This window comes from Pontibacillus sp. HMF3514 (assembly GCF_009858175.1).
Lineage (GTDB): Bacteria > Bacillota > Bacilli > Bacillales > BH030062 > Pontibacillus.
Window position 1 is genome coordinate 34,560 of record NZ_CP047393.1, and the last position, 19,727, is coordinate 54,286.

The following is a 19,727-nucleotide window of genomic DNA, read 5'->3' on the forward strand; positions in this document are numbered from 1 at the left end:
GACCTACAACAATAAGGGGGATATACCGAAATACTGTAAAAAAGGTTACTTCACTATGCATCTTTTATATTGATAAAATAACCAACTTCTTTTCGTGGTATGAACGCTAAGAAATTTTCTATATTTGTAAAGTTGTTGTGACGTATTATTGTTATTATGATATAGTAAAAATGGAATTTGCACGCAAAAAAGGGGACGTTATATGCGTTTGAAAAAATATACCGATTATTCCTTACGCGTACTTGTCTATGTAGGTTCTAAAGAAGACGGAGAGCTTTCCTCAATAAAAGAGATTTCGGATTCTTTTGGTATATCTCAAAATCATCTAAGTAAAATTGTACACGAACTATCAAAGCTAGGACTGATTGATACAATTCGTGGGCGTGGTGGAGGCATGCGTCTAGCTATAGAACCTGTAGATATTAACGTAGGGCACGTTGTGAGAAATATGGAGGATGACTTTACGCTTGTGGAGTGGTTAGGGAAAAGTGAGCACGACTGTGGGTTGAACACAGGCTATGCGTTAACTCATATTTTTAATGATGCTTTAACTTTGTTTTTGCAGGAGCTCGATAAGTATAGTCTCTATGATGTTCTAATGAATACCGAAGAAGTGAGTAGTCTTATGGGAATTGGTGAGTAGGATCATTTTCTGGAGAAGAGTGAAGTCATGTGGCTTCACTCTTTTTTGTTGAGTATCATGCTTTTTTTGTTCAACAATCTGGCAGGATTGTTGAAGACTTGACACTGAGAGGCGTCCGTTGCTGTTGAGTAATTTGTTGCGGTCAGTGAAACGGCAAGCCTGTTGTGGAAGACAAGCCGAGCCTCCTCGTTCCTGCGGGGTCTCGTCTTGCCTTTTCTACCACGACAGTTTGCCGTTTCCTTCCCTCCACGCGATTATGGAAACTAACGGACCATAATTTGAATTTCCCACCTCATATTGGTTGGAAATCATATTCAGAGAAGTTGTTCAGAGCTTTGTCAAGATAGGATTATACTACCTGGAATCAGAACACCTCATCCCAGAACTAAGGCGGTTCCGTTAATCTTCATTCGGCTAAGGTGGGCTGTGGAACGGGTTGACTCCTCCGGTAGAAAGGGCGAGCGAGATCCCGCAGGAACGAAGTGACGAGGAAGCTCGATCGGTCTTCCGGGGAAAGCAACCCGTTCCACAGCCCGCCGATCTGCACAAAAGCAACGGAACCATACGCACATTATCTCAATTCCAAGTCTTCCAGATAAGGGGGCTTTATGGAGGATTAGTTTAAACTAAAAATGCATTTTCAATTTGAAAACATGAGTTTGTTTTATTCTTCCGGTTTTGAGGGAACATAATAAAGAACCTTTTAAAAGGAAGTGCGGAGAATGAATAATAAGATACATGACTTTATTGCTGTAGGGATTGGTCCTTTTAATTTAAGTTTAGCGGCTTTAACAGATCGTGCAGATACTCTTGATGCGTTATTTTTTGATGAAACACCACGTATGCAATGGCATCCTGGAATGTTAATAGAAGGTACAGATCTACAAGTACCCTTCATGGCGGATTTGGTAACGTTTGCTGATCCGACGAGTCCATATTCCTTTCTAAATTACTTACATAAACAGGGTCGGATGTATCCTTTTTTCTTTTTTCAAAAATTAGAAGTGCCAAGACCTGAATATAATGATTATCTTCAATGGGTAGCAGATCAGCTTGAGGCACTGCACTTTGGTTGTAGAGTGATTGATGTAATTGATGTTGAGTATGAGGGGGAGCGGTGCTATAAAGTTGTTGTTTTGGATAAAGAAAAAGATGAAAAACATTTTTATTATGCGAAACATGTTGTACTTGGAACAGGCAGTAAGCCGCTGGTATTCGACAATGTAAAAGATCTTCCTAATGAAGATGTGGTTCACACAAGCCGTTATCTTTATGAAAAAGATCATCTTCTTAAATCCAATCACATTACCGTAATCGGTTCTGGTCAGAGTGCAGCTGAAATTGTCACGGATTTATTACACGAACAACAAGAACATGACTTTTATATAAGTTGGTTCACAAGGTCTGCGGGTATCTTTCAGTTGGATACAGCAAAGCTACCGCAAGAGTTTTTCTCACCAGACTATGTGAATTATTTTCAATCATTGTCTTATGAACAACGTATGAACACGTTGCCGAAACTTCATACATTACAAAATGGTGTAGACCCGTCCACTCTTAGTGAGATTTATGATCTTCTCTATCAAAGAACAGTAGGTGGAAAAGAGAAGAGGGTGACTATTCAACCGATTACGGAGGTTAAAGGAATTGAGCGCAAACAAGATCACAGGTATTCTTTAACGTGTCATCAATGGCAAAAAGATGAAACATTCACCTATGACACTGAAAAAGTTGTACTTGCTACGGGATACAAGCCTAACATCCCTGATTGGTTTATGGACCGATTTAAGGATGAGGTCATTTGGGAGAGCGAGAAGCATTTCAAAGTATCAAAAGACTGCCAAATCACTTTTCAAGATGAACGTGCAAATGAGATTTTTACCACCACCAATATCTCTCATGCTCATGGTACGGGAGCGAATAACTTAGGGCTTTCAGTGAACCGTAATGTAAAAATGATTAATTATATGGCAGGGCGTCCTGTTTATGAAGAGGGCCATGATACGATCTTTCAACAATTCCGTATGGAAGATAAGGATTAACACACCTGAAAGTTTACAAATACATTCATCGGGAATGACCCAAAATGTATTAAGATTTTTAAGGAGATGATGAAATGAGTAAGATCGCTTGCTTAATGACAAATCTTTTTGAAGATGTAGAATACACAGAACCAGCAAATGCATTTCGGGACGCTGGCAATGAGGTCGTAACGATTGAAAAAGAAGCAGGAACGAAAGTTGTAGGGAAACAAGGGGATGCTGAAGAAACCGTTGATAAAGGTATTGACGATGTGAAACCTGAAAACTTTGATGCATTATTCATCCCGGGTGGTTTCTCCCCAGACCAATTGCGTGCTGATGAACGTTTCGTGAAATTTGCGAAGCACTTCATGGATGAAAGAAAACCTGTCTTTGCAATCTGTCACGGACCACAACTTCTCATTACTGCAAAGGCATTGGAAGGAAGAACAGCTACAGGGTTCACCTCTATTGCTGTTGATATGGAGTATGCTGGTGTGAACTATAAAGACCAAGAGGTTGTTGTATGTGGAAATCAATTAGTGACAAGCCGACAGCCAGATGATATCCCAGCGTTTATCAATGAATCTCTTAAGGTACTAGGCCAGTAAGGTTAAACAATGGATATCAGCCCAGCTCTCGTTATAGAGGGTTGGGCTTTGTTTTTATAGTGAATGAAGGAAAGTTGTAAGAAGAAAGAGAAATAGGAAGAGAGGTGACATTCATGATCGTATTAAATACGGAAAAAGGCATGTTTTTATTCGAGCAGCATCACCACGCTTTGGTTTCTGGTATCATGGCCATGCATTGGCGATTTGATGCATTTTTAGGAGAGCATAAACGAGAACAAGTGGAATATGCCGTTGCACAACATGACCGTGCTTGGATTCCTCTTGATCAGCATCCAAAGTGGAATGAGGATAAACAACAGCCATATTCTTTTATTGATTATCCAATGAAAGAGAAGATGGCTCGCTATCAAGAGGGTGTAGAACAGGTGGAAATACGATCGAAATATGGAGGCTTGTTATGCAGTCTACATTATCGTTCCTTTTTTCCTGAAGCGTCCGAGGATGAGAGTATCCAATCCTTTATTAATGAAGAAGAAGCGCGACAGAAGAGGTTGAAAAATGAGTTGGGGGATAGGGTTGAAGATAAGCATTTGAACTTTCATTTTGACCTTCTTCAATTTTGTGATGACCTTTCTTTATATTGTTGTATGAATGAGCCTGGGGTAACGAAAGAAGAGGAATTATCCTGGTTTCGAGATGGATTTCCCCAGCGTTTCAAATTCGCGCCGGATGGGGTGATTGCTTATTGGAATGGAAAAAGCACTGTGGTATTAGAACCATTCCCATTTCAATCTTCCTTTCAAGTAGATATACCCTTTCGTGAGTTAAGTCCAGAGCGAATTAAGGAGGAAGGGTTACAGCAAGCTTGGAAGGAAAGTGTACTTCATAACCGTACAATAACGTTTGTTCCTAAATAAAAAGCCCCTTCAGAATTATTGAAGCGGCTTTCCTGGATTCTCTTCTTTGTTGCTTTGAATTTCTTGAAATATATTTTGTGGATAAGGCTGATTGGTTTGAGAGGAAAAGGCAGATGGCTGTTTTAACATGGATGGATGAACAAGTTTTTTAAATTCTCCAATGGTTAAAGGTTTAGCATCCTCTTGTAATTCATAGCCCATCTGTCCATTTGGTTCAATTGTTACGGTTTTAATATCAGAGAAATGTGTAATTCCCTGCTGACGTATAAACATTTCCAACTGATCAACCGAAAGCCGGAGCTTCCGAAGTTGGTCCTCTTGAATAATGCCATTTTTTATGACAATACGAGATTTCCCTGTAAGGAATTTCTCCATCTTATTAGACTTGATTTGTAACTCTTCCATGACCATGAGGGCGAATATAAAAACAGCAGAAGCAATGAGTGTACGGACGATGCTCGTTTCAATGATAGGTTGAATAATAATCGACCCGATTGAGATCATGATAACGGTTTGTGCAAGGGACATTTGAGAGATGGATTTTCTACCTGCTATGCGGAGTAAGAACACACCGGCTAAGACCATCACAAGAGATTTGAGTATTACCATATTCATAAGGCCTCCTGTTTTAAGCTAACCTTATGATGTGATAAAAAGTATCTTTTAAACATTAGATTCAGTTATCACCTATTCAAATTGCGAAGGGATATATAACCTTAAGCCTACAGGCGGAGAATCAACGATCGGGAACTCATTAATTTCTGCAAGTTCTTGAGCTGTAAGGCAGAATTGTTGAGCAATTGACTCTAAGCTATCACCATCTTTTACGAAATAATACTCCCCACTTACTGGAATAATAATAGCTTGTCCATCCACTAAAAATGCTGGTTCTTCTATTTTGTTGGCCACAATAATTTCATCCATTTTAACGCTATATTTGTTTGCGATACTGTAAACACTCTCCCCATTTTTTACAACGTGAATTTGCACATGACTCCCCCCTCATAAGTTGTTTCTCGTATAAACTTATGAGATAGGGAGAGGTAGTATGTTATGAAAAGTGTGATATAGGCGTTATATCTGCTTTAAGTACATTCTCCATCATTTTAAGCGCATAAGCATTGTCCTGTGCATCATTTGATGCAATGCCGTCTTGTGGCACAGATAATGAGTATTCTCTCATATAAGCATCATTAGCTGTGAACAGAACACAAATGTTACCGGCGATTCCTGTGATAATGAGGTGCTTTATACCGAGTTCAGATAACAAAGCTTGTAGGGCAGTTTGATGAAAAGCAGAGTGTTTTGGTTTAATAAGAAAGTAATCTGTTTCATGTGGAACAATTTGGTCAAGAAGTTCTTGGTTTTGGTCATGAAGACACTTATTGTAGATGCGTTGTAAATCAGCTTGCCAAAGATTATAATGATCATTTATATATATAATAGGAAAATGACGATCGCTCGCATACTGTTTTAATTGAATAATATTAGGAAGTATTTTTTTCGATTCAGATAATAAAGTTTCTCCATGCGAAAACTGAAAGTCGTTGATCATATCCACAATTAATACTGCAGTTTGGTTTGGAGGATGCATAAGGATGTCTCCTTTCAAATAGTAGTATTTCACGTTGAAAGAATTTAAACCCTGAATGAAGTGAAGTGATACCATGAGTCATGAAGAATTTATGGAATTGGCGATTAAAGAAGCTAAAAAAGCAGAAGAAATAGGAGAAGTTCCCATTGGAGCTGTAATCATAAAAGATGGAGAGGTCATTGCTACGGGACATAATTTAAGGGAGTCTAGTCAAAAAACTTCGTCCCATGCTGAGTTTATTGCTATCGAACGAGCTAATGAGGTGATAGGAAGTTGGCGTTTAGAGGAATGTACACTTTATGTTACCCTTGAACCGTGCCCTATGTGTGCAGGGGCTATTTTGCAGTCTAGAATATCGACTGTTGTATTTGGAGCATATGATCCCAAAGCTGGCTGTACCGGCTCGCTAATGAACCTCCTGGGTGATGAACGATTTAATCACCAGTCCGAAGTGATTCCAGAAGTTCTACATGAACAGTGTAGTTACATGCTGAAAACCTTCTTCCGTAAGCTAAGAGAAGAAAAAAAGCGTTACAAATGATAAATGATGAAGTGTTTACAAACATTAACAAGCATTTGATATTGCATTTTTAATCTACAGTCGCTATACTAGGTATTGCACATCGATAGAGATGGGCAAAACAAATTTGATAACAGTCTTGCCGTGCTAAGCGGGGAGGTAGCGGTGCCCTGTACTCGCAATCCGCTATAGCGAGGCCGAATCCCCGCCCAAGGTGGGGTGGCCTCAAGGCCTGCCTTAAGCGATTGGTGTTGACACCTGGGTCCTGCACAATCGGAACCCGTAAACCCTGTCAGGTCCGGAAGGAAGCAGCAGTAAGCGGTCATTCTGATGTGTTGCAGGGTCGCCTGGGTCGAGCCATGACCTTGAGTAACGCTTGGGGCCACCTCATCGAAGGTGGGTGCACGGCTCATACATAAAATCAACTCACCTGTTTAAGGTGAGTTTTTCTTTTATATAAGTAAAAGATTTTTTGAAAACCAAGGCTTTTTTTCGGTATAATTAGGAAGAAACCAAAAAGGAGAACGAGGACAATGAGTTATCAGGCGTTATATCGCGTATGGCGACCAAGAAACTTTTCTGATGTTGTCGGACAATCACATATCACGCGTACACTTCAAAATGCGATCGTACAAGAAAAGTTTTCTCATGCCTATTTGTTCTCAGGACCTCGAGGAACAGGGAAAACAAGTGCGGCAAAGATCTTTTCAAAAGCTGTTAACTGTGAGCGTGGACCTGCTAAGGAACCTTGTAATGAGTGTTCAGCTTGTGTTGGTATTCAAGATGGTTCCGTTTCTGATGTCATTGAAATTGATGCAGCCTCTAACAACGGCGTAGAACAAATTCGTGATATTCGTGACAAGGTTAAATACGCTCCAAGTGCAGTACAATACAAGGTTTACATTGTCGATGAGGTGCATATGCTTTCGATTGGGGCTTTTAACGCATTATTGAAAACGTTAGAAGAACCACCTAAACATGTGATATTCATTCTTGCAACGACAGAACCGCATAAAATTCCGCTAACGATTATTTCTCGATGTCAGCGCTTTGATTTCAAACGGATTTCACAACGTTCAATGGTCGAGCGAATGGAGTATATCGCCCAGGAAGAAAGTATCCCTGTTTCGAAAGATGCCCTTGAAGCTGTAGCTCTTTCAGCTGAAGGTGGTATGAGGGACTCCTTAAGCTTGTTGGACCAAGCGATCTCCTATAGTGAAGAACAAGTTACGATAGAAGATGTTCTAGCTGTAACTGGATCGGTTTCTCAACAAAAGCTAGCAGGTGTCGTTCAGGCATTACAACAAAATGAAGTGAAAGAAGCCTTACAGTTTGTCGATTCCCTCATTCAAGAAGGGAAAGATCCGGGACGTTTCATCTTTGATTTAATTTATTACTTGCGAGATCTTTTACTCTTTCAAAGTGCGCCTGGTTTAGAGGGGATTTTGGAACGAGCTATCCCAGATGATGCGTTTAAGCAACTCAGTTCAGAATTGCAACCGAATTGGATCCAACAAACGATCTCTACATTAAATCAGTGTCAGCAGGAAATGAAATGGACAACAAGTCCGAAGGTTTTCATTGAAATTGCTATGTTAAACATTTGTGATATTCAATCAGCACCAGCGAATTCTCAAGTGGCGATCGAACCTGAATCTGTACAAAAGCTACAGAAAAAAGTGGATGAGCTAGAGAAGAAGCTTTCAAACATACAACAAGCACCTGCAAATGCGACACAATCACAGCCAGAGCAGAAACGTCCGCAGCAAAGAACGAGAAGAAATCAGTATAAGGTTCCTTATGAACGCATACGACATGTATTGAATGAAGCTTCGAAACAAGATTTAAAAGCTGTCCAAACACAGTGGGCTAGCTTTATGGAATCCTTGAAGCAAAACAGTCCACCTGCACATGCGCGATTAATGAATAGTAAACCTCGCGCTGCATCGGACCATGCTATTGTGTTATCGTTTAAATATGAAATTCATTGCTCATTAGCTCTTGAAAACCAAGAGGTCATTCAACAGTTATTAGCTGATCATCTAGGGAAAGAGGTTCAAATCATCCCAATTCCTGAAGATAATTGGCAAGAGTTAAGAGAAGAATATGTACAAAAACAACGTCATCAGGAACAATCTCAAGAGGGTGAAGAGGCTGAGCCTCAAGAAGACCCACTTATTGCAGAGGCACGTAAGCTTGTTGGCGAAGATTTATTAGAAATCCAAGAAGAATAAAGGAGGTACTGCCATGAAGGGTGGTATGGGAAACATGAATAATATGATGAAACAAATGCAAAAGATGCAAAAGAAGATGGAGAAAGCTCAAGAAGAACTTCACGAAATGACGTTTGAATCCACTGCAGGTGGCGGAATGGTTAAGGTAGTTGCAAATGGTAAAAAACAAATTACAGACGTTGAAATTCAAGAAGACGTTGTAGACCCTGATGATGTAGATATGCTTCAAGACCTTATCCTTACTGCAACAAATGATGTTATTAAGCAAGTAGAAGATAAAACAAACGATACAATGGGACAATTCACTAAAGGGATGAATATCCCTGGAATGTAGGGGGTAGTTGAATGTATTATCCAGAACCTATTTCCAAATTAATCGATAGTTTTACAAAATTGCCAGGGATAGGCCCAAAGACGGCTGCGCGCCTGGCTTTTTTTGTGTTAGAGATGGAAGAAGACGATGTACTGGATTTTGCAAAATCGCTCGTAAATGCTAAACGTGAACTCACACACTGTTCAACTTGTGGTCATATTACCGACCAGGACCCTTGTGCGATTTGTCAGGATGAAGAACGTGATAGCTCAGTTATCTGTGTAGTTCAAGATCCAAAAGACGTTATTGCTATGGAAAAGATGAAAGATTTCAGTGGTCGATATCACGTGTTACATGGAGCTATATCACCAATGGATGGTGTAGGTCCAGAGGATATTAATATATCAAGCCTAATTAACCGCCTGAAAGACGAGGGGGTTGAAGAGCTTATTGTTGCAACTAACCCAAACATTGAAGGGGAAGCAACAGCTATGTATATTTCACGGTTAGTAAAACCTGCTGGAATCCGTATTTCACGAATTGCTCATGGACTCCCTGTAGGTGGAGACCTTGAATACGCTGATGAAGTAACCTTATCCAAAGCCCTAGAAGGTAGAAGGGAACTATAGAAGTAGGTGTTTCCAAAATGTTTGGTAAGAAAAAAGTGAAAAAAGAAGAATATGATAAAAGGCTTCTTCAAGACCTTCAACGTCTAAAAGAAGAGGTAGCAACCCTGAGGAAGATCATGAAACACAGCGTCGATATGAGTTCTACCGGTGCAAATGATCTTGCAATAGCAGAATGTAAATATTTTTATCTATTAAGAGAGGCGCGCAATCGAAACATAAGTGCCCGATAACAATAGAAGTTCTTTTCCTCCTTGTTTGTTCATAGAATACATCAAAAGGACAAGCAAAGGAGGGTTTTGTTTGAGCTCAACAATTATCGTTATTTCTATTGTACTTCTTATTGGAATACTGTTAATAGCTGGAGCACCGTTAAAACCTATGAAGTTTTTGGCTAATGGGGCAGTAAAAGTCGTCATTGGTGTGTTGTTTATTTTCTTCTTTAACGTTTTCGGAGCTTCAATGGGATTACACATTCCTATTAATGTGTTCACAGCTTTGATTTCGGGTTTTCTAGGTTTACCAGGTTTAGCTTCTCTCGTAGCCATTCATCTTTTTGTTTTATAGGTACACTTGAATCCTCTAGTAAAAAACATATAATCTTGTTAGGGTAGGGAGTCTTGTTTCCTTACCTTTTTTCATGGGAATCACAAAAAAATAATAAAAAATGCTTTTTTTCTATTGCATACGATTTGTGTGCGTGGTACATTATTAATTGTCGCATTGAGAGCGGCAACGCAAAACATTCGAAAGAAACAAATCAAATAAACTTTTTTCAAAAAAGTTATTGACTCTCTTTCGGACAGATGATATATTAATTGAGTCGCTGTTTTAAGGCGACGAAATAAAAGAAACACTATTTGATCCTTGAAAACTGAACGAAACGACATGTTACGTCAATGAATTACTTTTTTATTTTAAAAGCCAGACATCATTTTGATGCAAAGGCGAACTCTTATGGAGAGTTTGATCTTGGCTCAGGACGAACGCTGGCGGCGTGCCTAATACATGCAAGTCGAGCGCGTGAAACAACATGATCCCTTCGGGGTGATTGTTGTGGATCGAGCGGCGGACGGGTGAGTAACACGTGGGTAACCTACCTAAGAGATCGGGATAACCCCGGGAAACCGGGGCTAATACCGAATAATCGTTGGAACCGCATGGTTCTAACGTAAAAGGCGGCTTTTGCCGTCACTTTCAGATGGACCCGCGGCGCATTAGCTAGTTGGTAAGGTAACGGCTTACCAAGGCAACGATGCGTAGCCGACCTGAGAGGGTGATCGGCCACACTGGGACTGAGACACGGCCCAGACTCCTACGGGAGGCAGCAGTAGGGAATCTTCCGCAATGGACGAAAGTCTGACGGAGCAACGCCGCGTGAACGATGAAGGTCTTCGGATCGTAAAGTTCTGTTGTTAGGGAAGAACAAGTACCAGAGGAAATGCTGGTACCTTGACGGTACCTAACCAGAAAGCCACGGCTAACTACGTGCCAGCAGCCGCGGTAATACGTAGGTGGCAAGCGTTGTCCGGAATTATTGGGCGTAAAGCGCGCGCAGGCGGTTCCTTAAGTCTGATGTGAAAGCCCACAGCTCAACTGTGGAGGGCCATTGGAAACTGGGGAACTTGAGTACAGAAGAGGAGAGCGGAATTCCACGTGTAGCGGTGAAATGCGTAGATATGTGGAGGAACACCAGTGGCGAAGGCGGCTCTCTGGTCTGTAACTGACGCTGAGGCGCGAAAGCGTGGGTAGCAAACAGGATTAGATACCCTGGTAGTCCACGCCGTAAACGTTGAGTGCTAGGTGTTAGGGGGTTTCCGCCCCTTAGTGCTGAAGTTAACGCATTAAGCACTCCGCCTGGGGAGTACGGCCGCAAGGCTGAAACTCAAAAGAATTGACGGGGGCCCGCACAAGCGGTGGAGCATGTGGTTTAATTCGAAGCAACGCGAAGAACCTTACCAGGTCTTGACATCTTCCGCTATCCCTAGAGATAGGGAGTTCCCTTCGGGGACGGAATGACAGGTGGTGCATGGTTGTCGTCAGCTCGTGTCGTGAGATGTTGGGTTAAGTCCCGCAACGAGCGCAACCCCTAATCTTAGTTGCCAGCATTCAGTTGGGCACTCTAAGGTGACTGCCGGTGACAAACCGGAGGAAGGCGGGGATGACGTCAAATCATCATGCCCCTTATGACCTGGGCTACACACGTGCTACAATGGATGGTACAGAGGGCAGCGAGACCGCGAGGTCAAGCAAATCTCAAAAAACCATTCTCAGTTCGGATTGCAGGCTGCAACTCGCCTGTATGAAGCCGGAATCGCTAGTAATCGCAGGTCAGCATACTGCGGTGAATACGTTCCCGGGCCTTGTACACACCGCCCGTCACACCACGAGAGTTGGCAACACCCGAAGTCGGTGAGGTAACCTTTTTGGAGCCAGCCGCCGAAGGTGGGGCCAATGATTGGGGTGAAGTCGTAACAAGGTAGCCGTATCGGAAGGTGCGGCTGGATCACCTCCTTTCTAAGGATAACTACGGAAAACGCAGTTTTACTGCGTTCACGTAACATGCTTCGTTTCGTTCGGTTTTGAGGAATCAAATTCCTCAAAGTCATGTACCTTGAAAACTAGATAAGAATTAGACATCAAACCAACGCAATTTTTTCATTCACACCAGATGATATTCGCTCATCTGGCAACTGAGATAGTTAAGTGAATAAGGGCGCACGGTGGATGCCTTGGCACTAGGAGCTGATGAAGGACGGGACAAACACCGATATGCTTCGGTTAGCCGTAAGTAGGCTACGATCCGGAGATTTCCGAATGGGGAAACCCACCGCCCGTAATGGGGCGGTATTCTTAACTGAATTCATAGGTTAAGAAAGGCAGACCCGGGGAACTGAAACATCTCAGTACCCGGAGGAAGAGAAAGCAAACGCGATTTCCTGAGTAGCGGCGAGCGAAACGGAATTAGCCCAAACCAGAGAGCTTGCTCTCTGGGGTTGTAGGACACTCCTTTGGAGTTACCAAGGAACAAGATAGATGAATCGATCTGGAATGATCAGCCAAAGAAGGTAACGGCCCTGTAATCAAAATCTTGTTCCCTCCGGAGTGGATCCTGAGTACGGCGGAACACGTGTAATTCCGTCGGAATCCGGGAGGACCATCTCCCAAGGCTAAATACTCCCTAGTGACCGATAGTGAACCAGTACCGTGAGGGAAAGGTGAAAAGCACCCCGGGAGGGGAGTGAAATAGAACCTGAAACCGTGTGCCTACAAGTAGTCGGAGCCCGTTAATGGGTGACGGCGTACCTTTTGTAGAATGGACCGGCGAGTTACGATCCCATGCAAGGTTAAGTTGAAGAAACGGAGCCGCAGCGAAAGCGAGTCTGAATAGGGCGATTTGAGTATGTGGTCGTAGACCCGAAACCGTGTGATCTACCCATGTCCAGGGTGAAGGCCAGGTAACACTGGCTGGAGGCCCGAACCCACGCACGTTGAAAAGTGCGGGGATGAGGTGTGGGTAGCGGTGAAATGCCAATCGAACACGGAGATAGCTGGTTCTCTCCGAAATAGCTTTAGGGCTAGCCTCAAAGTGAGAGTCATGGAGGTAGAGCACTGATTGGACTAGGGGCCCTCATCGGGTTACCGAATTCAGTCAAACTCCGAATGCCATCGACTTATCTTTGGGAGTCAGACTATGAGTGATAAGGTCCATAGTCGAAAGGGAAACAGCCCAGACCGCCAGCTAAGGTCCCTAAGTGTATGTTAAGTGGAAAAGGATGTGGAGTTGCTTAGACAACCAGGATGTTGGCTTAGAAGCAGCCATCATTTAAAGAGTGCGTAATAGCTCACTGGTCGAGTGACTCTGCGCCGAAAATGTACCGGGGCTAAACATACCACCGAAGCTGCGGATTGTTCTTTGAACAATGGTAGGAGAGCGTTCTAAGTGCTGTGAAGTCAGACCGTGAGGACTGGTGGAGCGCTTAGAAGTGAGAATGCCGGTATGAGTAGCGAAAGAAGAGTGAGAATCTCTTCCACCGTAAGTCTAAGGTTTCCTGAGGAAGGCTCGTCCGCTCAGGGTTAGTCGGGACCTAAGCCGAGGCCGAAAGGCGTAGGCGATGGATAACAGGTTGATATTCCTGTACCACCTCCTTTCCGTTTGAGCAACGGGGGGACGCAGTAGGATAAGGGAAGCGCGCCATTGGATGTGCGCGCCCAAGCAGTGAGTGTGATGCATAGGCAAATCCGTGCATCAAACACAAGCTGTGATGGGGAGGGAACTATAGTACCGAAGTCCCTGATTTCACACTGCCAAGAAAAGCCTCTAGCGAGGAAAGTGGTGCCCGTACCGCAAACCGACACAGGTAGACGAGGAGAGTATCCTAAGGTGATCGGGAGAACTCTTGTTAAGGAACTCGGCAAAATGACCCCGTAACTTCGGGAGAAGGGGTGCTCCTTCATAAGGAGGAGCCGCAGTGAAAAGGCCCAAACGACTGTTTAGCAAAAACACAGGTCTCTGCGAAACCGTAAGGTGAAGTATAGGGGCTGACACCTGCCCGGTGCTGGAAGGTTAAGAGGATGAGTTAGCTTCTCGCGAAGCTTTGAATCGAAGCCCCAGTAAACGGCGGCCGTAACTATAACGGTCCTAAGGTAGCGAAATTCCTTGTCGGGTAAGTTCCGACCCGCACGAAAGGTGCAACGATTTGGGCACTGTCTCAACAAGAGACCCGGTGAAATTATACTATGCGTGAAGATGCGCATTACCCGCGACTGGACGGAAAGACCCCGTGGAGCTTTACTGTAGCCTGATATTGAATGTTGGTACAGCTTGTACAGGATAGGTAGGAGCCTTGGAAACCGGAGCGCCAGCTTCGGTGGAGGCATTGGTGGGATACTACCCTGGCTGTACTGACATTCTAACCCAGGGCCGTGATCCGGCCCGGAGACAGTGTCAGGTGGGCAGTTTGACTGGGGCGGTCGCCTCCCAAAAAGTAACGGAGGCGCCCAAAGGTTCCCTCAGAATGGTTGGAAATCATTCGCAGAGTGCAAAGGCACAAGGGAGCTTGACTGCGAGACCTACAAGTCGAGCAGGGACGAAAGTCGGGCTTAGTGATCCGGCGGTACCGAATGGAAGGGCCGTCGCTCAACGGATAAAAGCTACCCCGGGGATAACAGGCTTATCTCCCCCAAGAGTCCACATCGACGGGGAGGTTTGGCACCTCGATGTCGGCTCATCGCATCCTGGGGCTGTAGTCGGTCCCAAGGGTTGGGCTGTTCGCCCATTAAAGCGGTACGCGAGCTGGGTTCAGAACGTCGTGAGACAGTTCGGTCCCTATCCGTCGTGGGCGTTGGAAATTTGAGAGGAGCTGTCCTTAGTACGAGAGGACCGGGATGGACACACCGCTGGTGCACCAGTTGTTCCGCCAGGAGCACAGCTGGGTAGCTACGTGTGGACGGGATAAGTGCTGAAAGCATCTAAGCATGAAGCCCCCCTCGAGATGAAATTTCCCATCACTTCAAGTGAGTAAGATCCCTTGTAGACGACAAGGTTGATAGGTCAGAGGTGGAAGCGTGGTGACACGTGCAGCTGACTGATACTAATCGATCGAGGACTTATCTATCTCTATTGAAAAAAACGTTATGATGTCTCTTATCTAGTTTTGAAGGTATATCCTTCAACTACATAGGTTTGGTGGCTTTGGCGAAGAGGTCACACCTGTTCCCATGCCGAACACAGAAGTTAAGCTCTTCAGCGCCAATGGTAGTCGGGGTTTCGCCCCCGCAAGAGTAGGACGCCGCCAAGCACATTTGAAAACCAGAAGAATTCGTTCTTCTGGTTTTTTTGTGTGCAGAATTAAAGAGCCGTAAACGTAAATAAGAATGATCTTCCATACGAATCTTTTAAAAGATCTTAAATTTTTTCAAAGATTCATTGTATATTTTCCGTTAGATTAGGAGAGACTATTGTAACGGAGGTGTTATTGATGAGCGAGGAAAATAAATGTAAGATGTGTGGCATTTGTGATACAGAGAAAGATCATGGGATTCATTTATATAACATGTTTATTTGTAATGAATGTGAGAAAGAAATTATACAGACAGAGCCAAGTGAACAAAAGTATCATTACTTTTTAAAAAAAATGAGATCCATTAATCAAACAACACAATATTCATAGACTATGATTCCGGACCGATATGTTCGGTTTTTTTCTTGTTTATATGATAACTTGTCATAAATCTACCTATTTCCTTATTACGATGATAGAATAGAACAACAAATGAAATCGGAAAAGAGGAATTTCAGATATGTACGAGCGACCGAATCAACATGAGACCCCTTTATATGATGCATTAGTTCAACATAGTCAACGAAAACCATATTCTTTTCATGTGCCTGGTCACAAAAGTGGTTCGATCCTCCCAAGTAAAGCAGAAAAACACTTCCGAGGTATTTTAGAAATTGACCTAACTGAAATAACAGGGTTAGATGATCTACACCATCCAGAAGAGTCGATTAAAGAAGCTCAAGATTTACTATCCACCTATTTTGGTTCCAAACATTCATTTTTCTTAATTGGTGGTAGTACAGCGGGCAATCTTGCAATGATTCGGGCAACTTATCAAGAGGGAAAGCCGTTTTTGGTTCAACGGAATTGTCATAAATCAATTATCCATGCCTTAGAACTATCTGGTGCCCATCCAGTTTTTCTACACCCAATCTTCGAGCAAGAGACAGGTCGATATGGACCTGTCTCAAGTCAACAGGTTGAAGAGGCCCTGAGAGAATTTCCGGATGCTGCTGGCTTAATCTTAACTTATCCAGACTATTATGGGAGAGCGTATGACCTTAAATCTATGATCGAACACGCTCATGATAAAAGTGTTCCTGTATTAATAGATGAAGCGCATGGTGTACATTTTTCTTTAGGAGAACCTGTGCCTCCTTCATCACTTCATTTAGGAGCTGATGTTGTCGTGCAGTCCGCTCACAAAATGTCGCCTGCAATGACTATGGGAGCATACTTACATATAGGAAGTAATAGGATTGAGAAGCAGAAAATCTCTACGTATCTACAGATGTTTCAATCTAGTTCACCCTCTTATCCTATTATGGCCTCTCTTGATATAGCAAGATGTTATTTAGCTACCTTTACTCAAGAGGAATTAGCAAATTCTTTTGAGTATGTAAAAGAAATAAGAGAAGTGCTTCAATCTTATCCATTGTGGGAGGTACTTCCTTCTGAACCCGGAATTGATGACCCTTTTAAAGTCACATTACAAGTGAAGAAAACCTACGGTGCTAGGCTTGTATCACAACTTCTTGAGAAAGAAGGAATCTATCCAGAGTTAGTAACGGACAATCAAATTTTACTTCTACTAGGTCTAGAACCAACAGTTAGCATTTCATCTTTAAAAGCACATTTGCAAAATGTTTATTCAAATTGTAGTGCTACCCACTTAGAAGCACATGCTACAATAGAACAAGGTGTTATACATGTGGAACAACCAAGGTACCAAAAGCTCGCCTATTCTTACCTAGCCTTAGATCGAATGCAACCCACTTTTCTGCCATGGTCAGAGGTGGAGGGAAAGATTGCTAGTTATTCCGTTATCCCTTATCCACCAGGGATTCCGCTTATAATGAAAGGAGAGCGTATTCAGCCTTTCCAGATTAATCAAGTGAAACAGATACTGGAAAAGGATGTTCACATTCAAACTCAAGAGTCTAACATACAAGAGGGTATTCACATTTATATAGAGTAAAGGAGAATCATCGTGAAAGGTCTTTTTATTACATTTGAGGGTGGAGAAGGTGCAGGAAAATCCTCTATCCTTAAGAAACTGGCTAAAACTTTAATGGATGAGGGATACGATGTCCTTGCCACAAGAGAGCCAGGTGGGATTGATATTGCTGAAAAAATAAGACACATTATATTAAATCCATCACATACAGCCATGGATGGGCGTACCGAAGCTCTTCTTTATGCAGCTGCTAGAAGACAACACCTTGTTGAAAAGGTATTACCAGCACTTGATGAAGGGAAAATTGTACTTTGTGATCGTTTTGTAGATAGTAGTCTTGCTTATCAGGGGTATGCTAGAGGGTTAGGTATAGATGAAGTATATGAGATCAATAAGTTCGCCATTGAAGGTTGTATGCCAGATGCTACATTGTTTTTTGATATCACACCTGAAAGAGGGTTAGAACGCATAGAGCAAAATAAAGGTCGAGAACAAAATCGGCTTGATCTTGAGAATCTCCAATTTCACCATACAGTATATGAAGCTTATCAAAAGTTGATTGAAAAGTTTCCTGAACGTATTTCAGTTGTAAATGCTGATCAATCATTTGATCACGTATTAGAGGATGTCACTACTCGAATGAAGCAATGGATTCACTCCCAATCATAATCCACCATTCGTAACTTGGCGATTTCTTGTTATAATAGAAAATAAATGTCTTTCAATTAAGAGGAGGACCATGTCGATGAAAATGGTTGTTGCTATTATTCAGGATAAAGATAGTAACCGGTTAACCGATGCATTAGCCGATCAAAATTTTAAAACCACAAAGCTTTCGACTTCTGGAGGGTTTTTAAAGGCAGGAAACACAACATTAATGATTGGTTGTGAAGATGACAAAGTTGATGATGTGTTAAACATCATTAAAGATAACTGTAGTCAACGAGAGCAAATGGTAGCACCTATTTCTCCAATGGGAGGTAACGCTGACTCCTATATTCCAAAGCCTGTTAAAGTTGAAGTGGGTGGAGCTACGGTGTTTATCCTACCTGTTGAATCCTTTTTTCAATTTTAATGAATAAGGCGATGGAAAGGAAGATCACAAGATGAAGATCGGTCAGGAGCTGCGTTCACAACTTGAATCCACCCAACAACATACTAGACCGACCACAGCGAATGGAAAAGGCTTTGACTCTTTAGTCCAGACTCAATCGAATAAGATGCGGGAAGAAGAGCTGAAACGTCTTATGACTGATATTACGAAGCAAGGAGAAAAGGTTGCCCGTTTTCGCTCATTTAAAGATTTAGCTCGCTACAAAAGACTTGTGAAGTCATTTGTAGAAGAATCCGTGCAATACGGAATGGACCTAAAACAGTCTCATAGCTGGAGTATGGAGGGAGAAAATCGTAAGCTAACATTAGTACGCTCTGTGGATGAGAAGCTTAATGAGCTTACAGATGCTGTCCTTCAACAAGAAACAAAATCCATTGATGTGTTAGGAATCATCGGAGAAGTTAAAGGACTATTAGTGAACTTATATACGTAAGGTCGTGACATACATGCAAACTTGGACCAGCATGGCAGATATCCAACCAAATGTGACGAAAATGCTCATGAATAGCATCAAGAAAGATCGGATCTCTCATGCCTATCTGTTTCAAGGTTCACGCGGAACAGGGAAAATGGAGATGAGTCTACTTTTTGCCAAGAGCTTTTTCTGTGCCTATCGGGATGGAGTTGAGCCTTGTCACTCTTGTAAAGACTGTAACAGAATCGAATCAGGAAATCACCCTGATGTTCATGTTATACAACCTGAAGGACAGTCCATCAAAAAAGAACAAATTCTTCACCTTCAAAAAGAATTTACTTATACAGGGTTGGAATCAAATCAAAAAGTCTATATTGTTGAAGATGCTGACACGATGACGGTGAACGCATCCAATCGTCTTTTAAAGTTTTTAGAAGAGCCAAGTCGTCAAACAGTAGCTATGCTCCTAACTGAGAATGGGCAGTCGCTACTGGATACCATTCGTTCACGTTGTCAGGTCATGGCCTTTCAACCTTTGAATCCTCATCAATTTACACAGAAGCTCATAGATGAAGGGATTCCAGAGTCTTCTGCTCGTTTGATGAGTGCTATAACGAATAATTTGGAAGAAGCGATTGAGTTGAGTAACGATGAGTGGTTTGCGAAGGCTCGAAAGTTAGTGATACAATTAATTGAAGTGCTTCAAGACAAACCCAGTGAAGCCTTCTTATTTATCCATAATCATTGGATGACTCATTTTAAAGACCGTGATTCATTGAACATGGGACTTGATTTGCTTATGCTATGGTATAAGGACCTTGTTTACGAACATGTGGGTCATGAGTCATCGATTGTTTATATTAAAGAAAGGGAACGGCTTCAGGCTAGTTCCTATAAATGGTCAAAGCAGCATGCACGTGATGCTTTAACCCATATCCTAGAGGCAAAACGGAAGTTATTTTCCAATGTTCATCCAACCCTAGTGATGGAACAACTCTTGCTTCAAATACAGAGGTGA

At 42.5% G+C, this 19,727-nt stretch carries 19 protein-coding genes, 3 rRNA genes and 1 other RNA gene; 20 read left to right on the forward strand and 3 right to left on the reverse strand.

The features are described from left to right. Positions 1–202: 202 nt before the first annotated feature. From GS400_RS00160 to GS400_RS00175, 4 genes are all read left to right on the forward strand, one after another. A complete protein-coding gene (locus GS400_RS00160; RefSeq protein ID WP_160098095.1) occupies positions 203–643 on the forward strand; it encodes an RrF2 family transcriptional regulator in 441 nt (146 codons plus the stop codon). 722 nt (positions 644–1,365) lie between these two features. Further along, positions 1,366–2,685, forward strand: a complete 1,320-nt coding sequence (locus tag GS400_RS00165; RefSeq protein WP_160098097.1) for a lysine N(6)-hydroxylase/L-ornithine N(5)-oxygenase family protein — start codon at positions 1,366–1,368, stop codon at positions 2,683–2,685. A gap of 74 nt (positions 2,686–2,759) precedes the next feature. Next, complete coding sequence (locus GS400_RS00170; protein ID WP_160098099.1) at positions 2,760–3,275, forward strand: type 1 glutamine amidotransferase domain-containing protein; 516 nt, start codon at positions 2,760–2,762, stop codon at positions 3,273–3,275. 113 nt (positions 3,276–3,388) lie between these two features. Further along, the gene (locus GS400_RS00175) at positions 3,389–4,153 is read left to right on the forward strand and encodes a DUF3891 family protein (RefSeq protein WP_236561087.1); all 765 of its coding nucleotides are present in this window, start codon (positions 3,389–3,391) and stop codon (positions 4,151–4,153) included. Between the two features lie 15 nt (positions 4,154–4,168). Here GS400_RS00175 and GS400_RS00180 read toward each other — a convergent pair whose 3' ends face one another. From GS400_RS00180 to GS400_RS00190, 3 genes are all read right to left on the reverse strand, one after another. Then, positions 4,169–4,762: a DUF421 domain-containing protein gene (locus GS400_RS00180; protein WP_370519727.1), complete on the reverse strand. Its 594-nt coding sequence runs from the start codon at positions 4,760–4,762 to the stop codon at positions 4,169–4,171. A 78-nt stretch (positions 4,763–4,840) separates the two neighbouring features. Next, positions 4,841–5,143: a LysM peptidoglycan-binding domain-containing protein gene (locus tag GS400_RS00185; RefSeq protein ID WP_160098105.1), complete on the reverse strand. Its 303-nt coding sequence runs from the start codon at positions 5,141–5,143 to the stop codon at positions 4,841–4,843. 61 nt (positions 5,144–5,204) lie between these two features. Then, complete coding sequence (locus GS400_RS00190) at positions 5,205–5,747, reverse strand: cysteine hydrolase family protein (RefSeq protein ID WP_160098107.1); 543 nt, start codon at positions 5,745–5,747, stop codon at positions 5,205–5,207. A gap of 73 nt (positions 5,748–5,820) precedes the next feature. Here GS400_RS00190 and tadA point away from each other — a divergent pair, with 73 nt between their 5' ends. The 16 genes from tadA to holB all read left to right on the forward strand — a co-directional run bounded on the left by tadA (position 5,821) and on the right by holB (position 19,727). Further along, positions 5,821–6,288: a tRNA adenosine(34) deaminase TadA gene (gene tadA, locus GS400_RS00195; RefSeq protein ID WP_160098109.1), complete on the forward strand. Its 468-nt coding sequence runs from the start codon at positions 5,821–5,823 to the stop codon at positions 6,286–6,288. 121 nt (positions 6,289–6,409) lie between these two features. Then, an RNA gene (gene ffs / locus GS400_RS00200) (signal recognition particle sRNA large type) lies at positions 6,410–6,675 on the forward strand. A 125-nt stretch (positions 6,676–6,800) separates the two neighbouring features. Further along, on the forward strand, positions 6,801–8,501 hold the full coding sequence (dnaX, locus tag GS400_RS00205; protein WP_160098111.1) for a DNA polymerase III subunit gamma/tau: 1,701 nt from the start codon (positions 6,801–6,803) through the stop codon (positions 8,499–8,501). 13 nt (positions 8,502–8,514) lie between these two features. After that, positions 8,515–8,835 carry a YbaB/EbfC family nucleoid-associated protein gene (locus GS400_RS00210; RefSeq protein ID WP_027446983.1) on the forward strand — a complete coding sequence of 107 codons (321 nt, stop codon included), beginning with the start codon at positions 8,515–8,517 and terminating at the stop codon, positions 8,833–8,835. A gap of 11 nt (positions 8,836–8,846) precedes the next feature. Further along, entirely contained in the window at positions 8,847–9,443 is a 597-nt protein-coding gene (gene recR, locus GS400_RS00215; RefSeq protein WP_027446984.1) for a recombination mediator RecR, read from the forward strand. Between the two features lie 17 nt (positions 9,444–9,460). Continuing rightward, on the forward strand, positions 9,461–9,673 hold the full coding sequence (locus tag GS400_RS00220; RefSeq protein ID WP_160098113.1) for a YaaL family protein: 213 nt from the start codon (positions 9,461–9,463) through the stop codon (positions 9,671–9,673). Between the two features lie 70 nt (positions 9,674–9,743). Beyond that, a complete protein-coding gene (locus GS400_RS00225; protein WP_160098115.1) occupies positions 9,744–10,007 on the forward strand; it encodes a pro-sigmaK processing inhibitor BofA family protein in 264 nt (87 codons plus the stop codon). A gap of 387 nt (positions 10,008–10,394) precedes the next feature. Further along, a 16S ribosomal RNA gene (locus GS400_RS00230) occupies positions 10,395–11,957 on the forward strand. Positions 11,958–12,140: 183 nt separating this feature from the next. Then, positions 12,141–15,058 (forward strand): 23S ribosomal RNA (locus GS400_RS00235). 67 nt (positions 15,059–15,125) lie between these two features. Then, positions 15,126–15,241, forward strand: a 5S ribosomal RNA gene (gene rrf / locus GS400_RS00240). Together the 16S, 23S and 5S rRNA genes form the textbook arrangement of a ribosomal RNA operon. 180 nt (positions 15,242–15,421) lie before the next feature. After that, positions 15,422–15,613 carry a sigma factor G inhibitor Gin gene (locus GS400_RS00245; protein ID WP_160098117.1) on the forward strand — a complete coding sequence of 64 codons (192 nt, stop codon included), beginning with the start codon at positions 15,422–15,424 and terminating at the stop codon, positions 15,611–15,613. A gap of 130 nt (positions 15,614–15,743) precedes the next feature. Then, positions 15,744–17,201 (forward strand): aminotransferase class I/II-fold pyridoxal phosphate-dependent enzyme, encoded by a 1,458-nt coding sequence (locus GS400_RS00250; protein WP_160098119.1) that lies wholly within the window; start codon positions 15,744–15,746, stop codon positions 17,199–17,201. 12 nt (positions 17,202–17,213) lie between these two features. Then, positions 17,214–17,849: a dTMP kinase gene (gene tmk / locus GS400_RS00255; RefSeq protein ID WP_160098121.1), complete on the forward strand. Its 636-nt coding sequence runs from the start codon at positions 17,214–17,216 to the stop codon at positions 17,847–17,849. Positions 17,850–17,925: 76 nt separating this feature from the next. Next, entirely contained in the window at positions 17,926–18,255 is a 330-nt protein-coding gene (locus GS400_RS00260; RefSeq protein ID WP_160098123.1) for a cyclic-di-AMP receptor, read from the forward strand. A 31-nt stretch (positions 18,256–18,286) separates the two neighbouring features. Next, the gene (locus GS400_RS00265) at positions 18,287–18,727 is read left to right on the forward strand and encodes a YaaR family protein (protein WP_160098125.1); all 441 of its coding nucleotides are present in this window, start codon (positions 18,287–18,289) and stop codon (positions 18,725–18,727) included. Between the two features lie 13 nt (positions 18,728–18,740). After that, positions 18,741–19,727, forward strand: coding sequence for a DNA polymerase III subunit delta' (holB, locus tag GS400_RS00270; RefSeq protein WP_160098127.1), 987 nt, complete (start codon positions 18,741–18,743; stop codon positions 19,725–19,727).

What these genes read in the sequence shown, in the direction of transcription:
- GS400_RS00160 (WP_160098095.1), top strand. Translation starts at nt 203, where the DNA reads ATGCGTTTGAAAAAATATACCGATTATTCCTTACGCGTACTTGTCTAT.
- GS400_RS00165 (WP_160098097.1), top strand. Translation starts at nt 1,366, where the DNA reads ATGAATAATAAGATACATGACTTTATTGCTGTAGGGATTGGTCCTTTT.
- GS400_RS00170 (WP_160098099.1), top strand. Translation starts at nt 2,760, where the DNA reads ATGAGTAAGATCGCTTGCTTAATGACAAATCTTTTTGAAGATGTAGAA.
- GS400_RS00175 (WP_236561087.1), top strand. Translation starts at nt 3,389, where the DNA reads ATGATCGTATTAAATACGGAAAAAGGCATGTTTTTATTCGAGCAGCAT.
- GS400_RS00180 (WP_370519727.1), bottom strand. Translation starts at nt 4,762, where the DNA reads ATGGTAATACTCAAATCTCTTGTGATGGTCTTAGCCGGTGTGTTCTTA.
- GS400_RS00190 (WP_160098107.1), bottom strand. Translation starts at nt 5,747, where the DNA reads ATGCATCCTCCAAACCAAACTGCAGTATTAATTGTGGATATGATCAAC.
- tadA (WP_160098109.1), top strand. Translation starts at nt 5,821, where the DNA reads ATGAGTCATGAAGAATTTATGGAATTGGCGATTAAAGAAGCTAAAAAA.
- dnaX (WP_160098111.1), top strand. Translation starts at nt 6,801, where the DNA reads ATGAGTTATCAGGCGTTATATCGCGTATGGCGACCAAGAAACTTTTCT.
- GS400_RS00210 (WP_027446983.1), top strand. Translation starts at nt 8,515, where the DNA reads ATGAAGGGTGGTATGGGAAACATGAATAATATGATGAAACAAATGCAA.
- recR (WP_027446984.1), top strand. Translation starts at nt 8,847, where the DNA reads ATGTATTATCCAGAACCTATTTCCAAATTAATCGATAGTTTTACAAAA.
- GS400_RS00220 (WP_160098113.1), top strand. Translation starts at nt 9,461, where the DNA reads ATGTTTGGTAAGAAAAAAGTGAAAAAAGAAGAATATGATAAAAGGCTT.
- GS400_RS00245 (WP_160098117.1), top strand. Translation starts at nt 15,422, where the DNA reads ATGAGCGAGGAAAATAAATGTAAGATGTGTGGCATTTGTGATACAGAG.
- GS400_RS00250 (WP_160098119.1), top strand. Translation starts at nt 15,744, where the DNA reads ATGTACGAGCGACCGAATCAACATGAGACCCCTTTATATGATGCATTA.
- GS400_RS00260 (WP_160098123.1), top strand. Translation starts at nt 17,926, where the DNA reads ATGAAAATGGTTGTTGCTATTATTCAGGATAAAGATAGTAACCGGTTA.
- GS400_RS00265 (WP_160098125.1), top strand. Translation starts at nt 18,287, where the DNA reads ATGAAGATCGGTCAGGAGCTGCGTTCACAACTTGAATCCACCCAACAA.
- holB (WP_160098127.1), top strand. Translation starts at nt 18,741, where the DNA reads ATGCAAACTTGGACCAGCATGGCAGATATCCAACCAAATGTGACGAAA.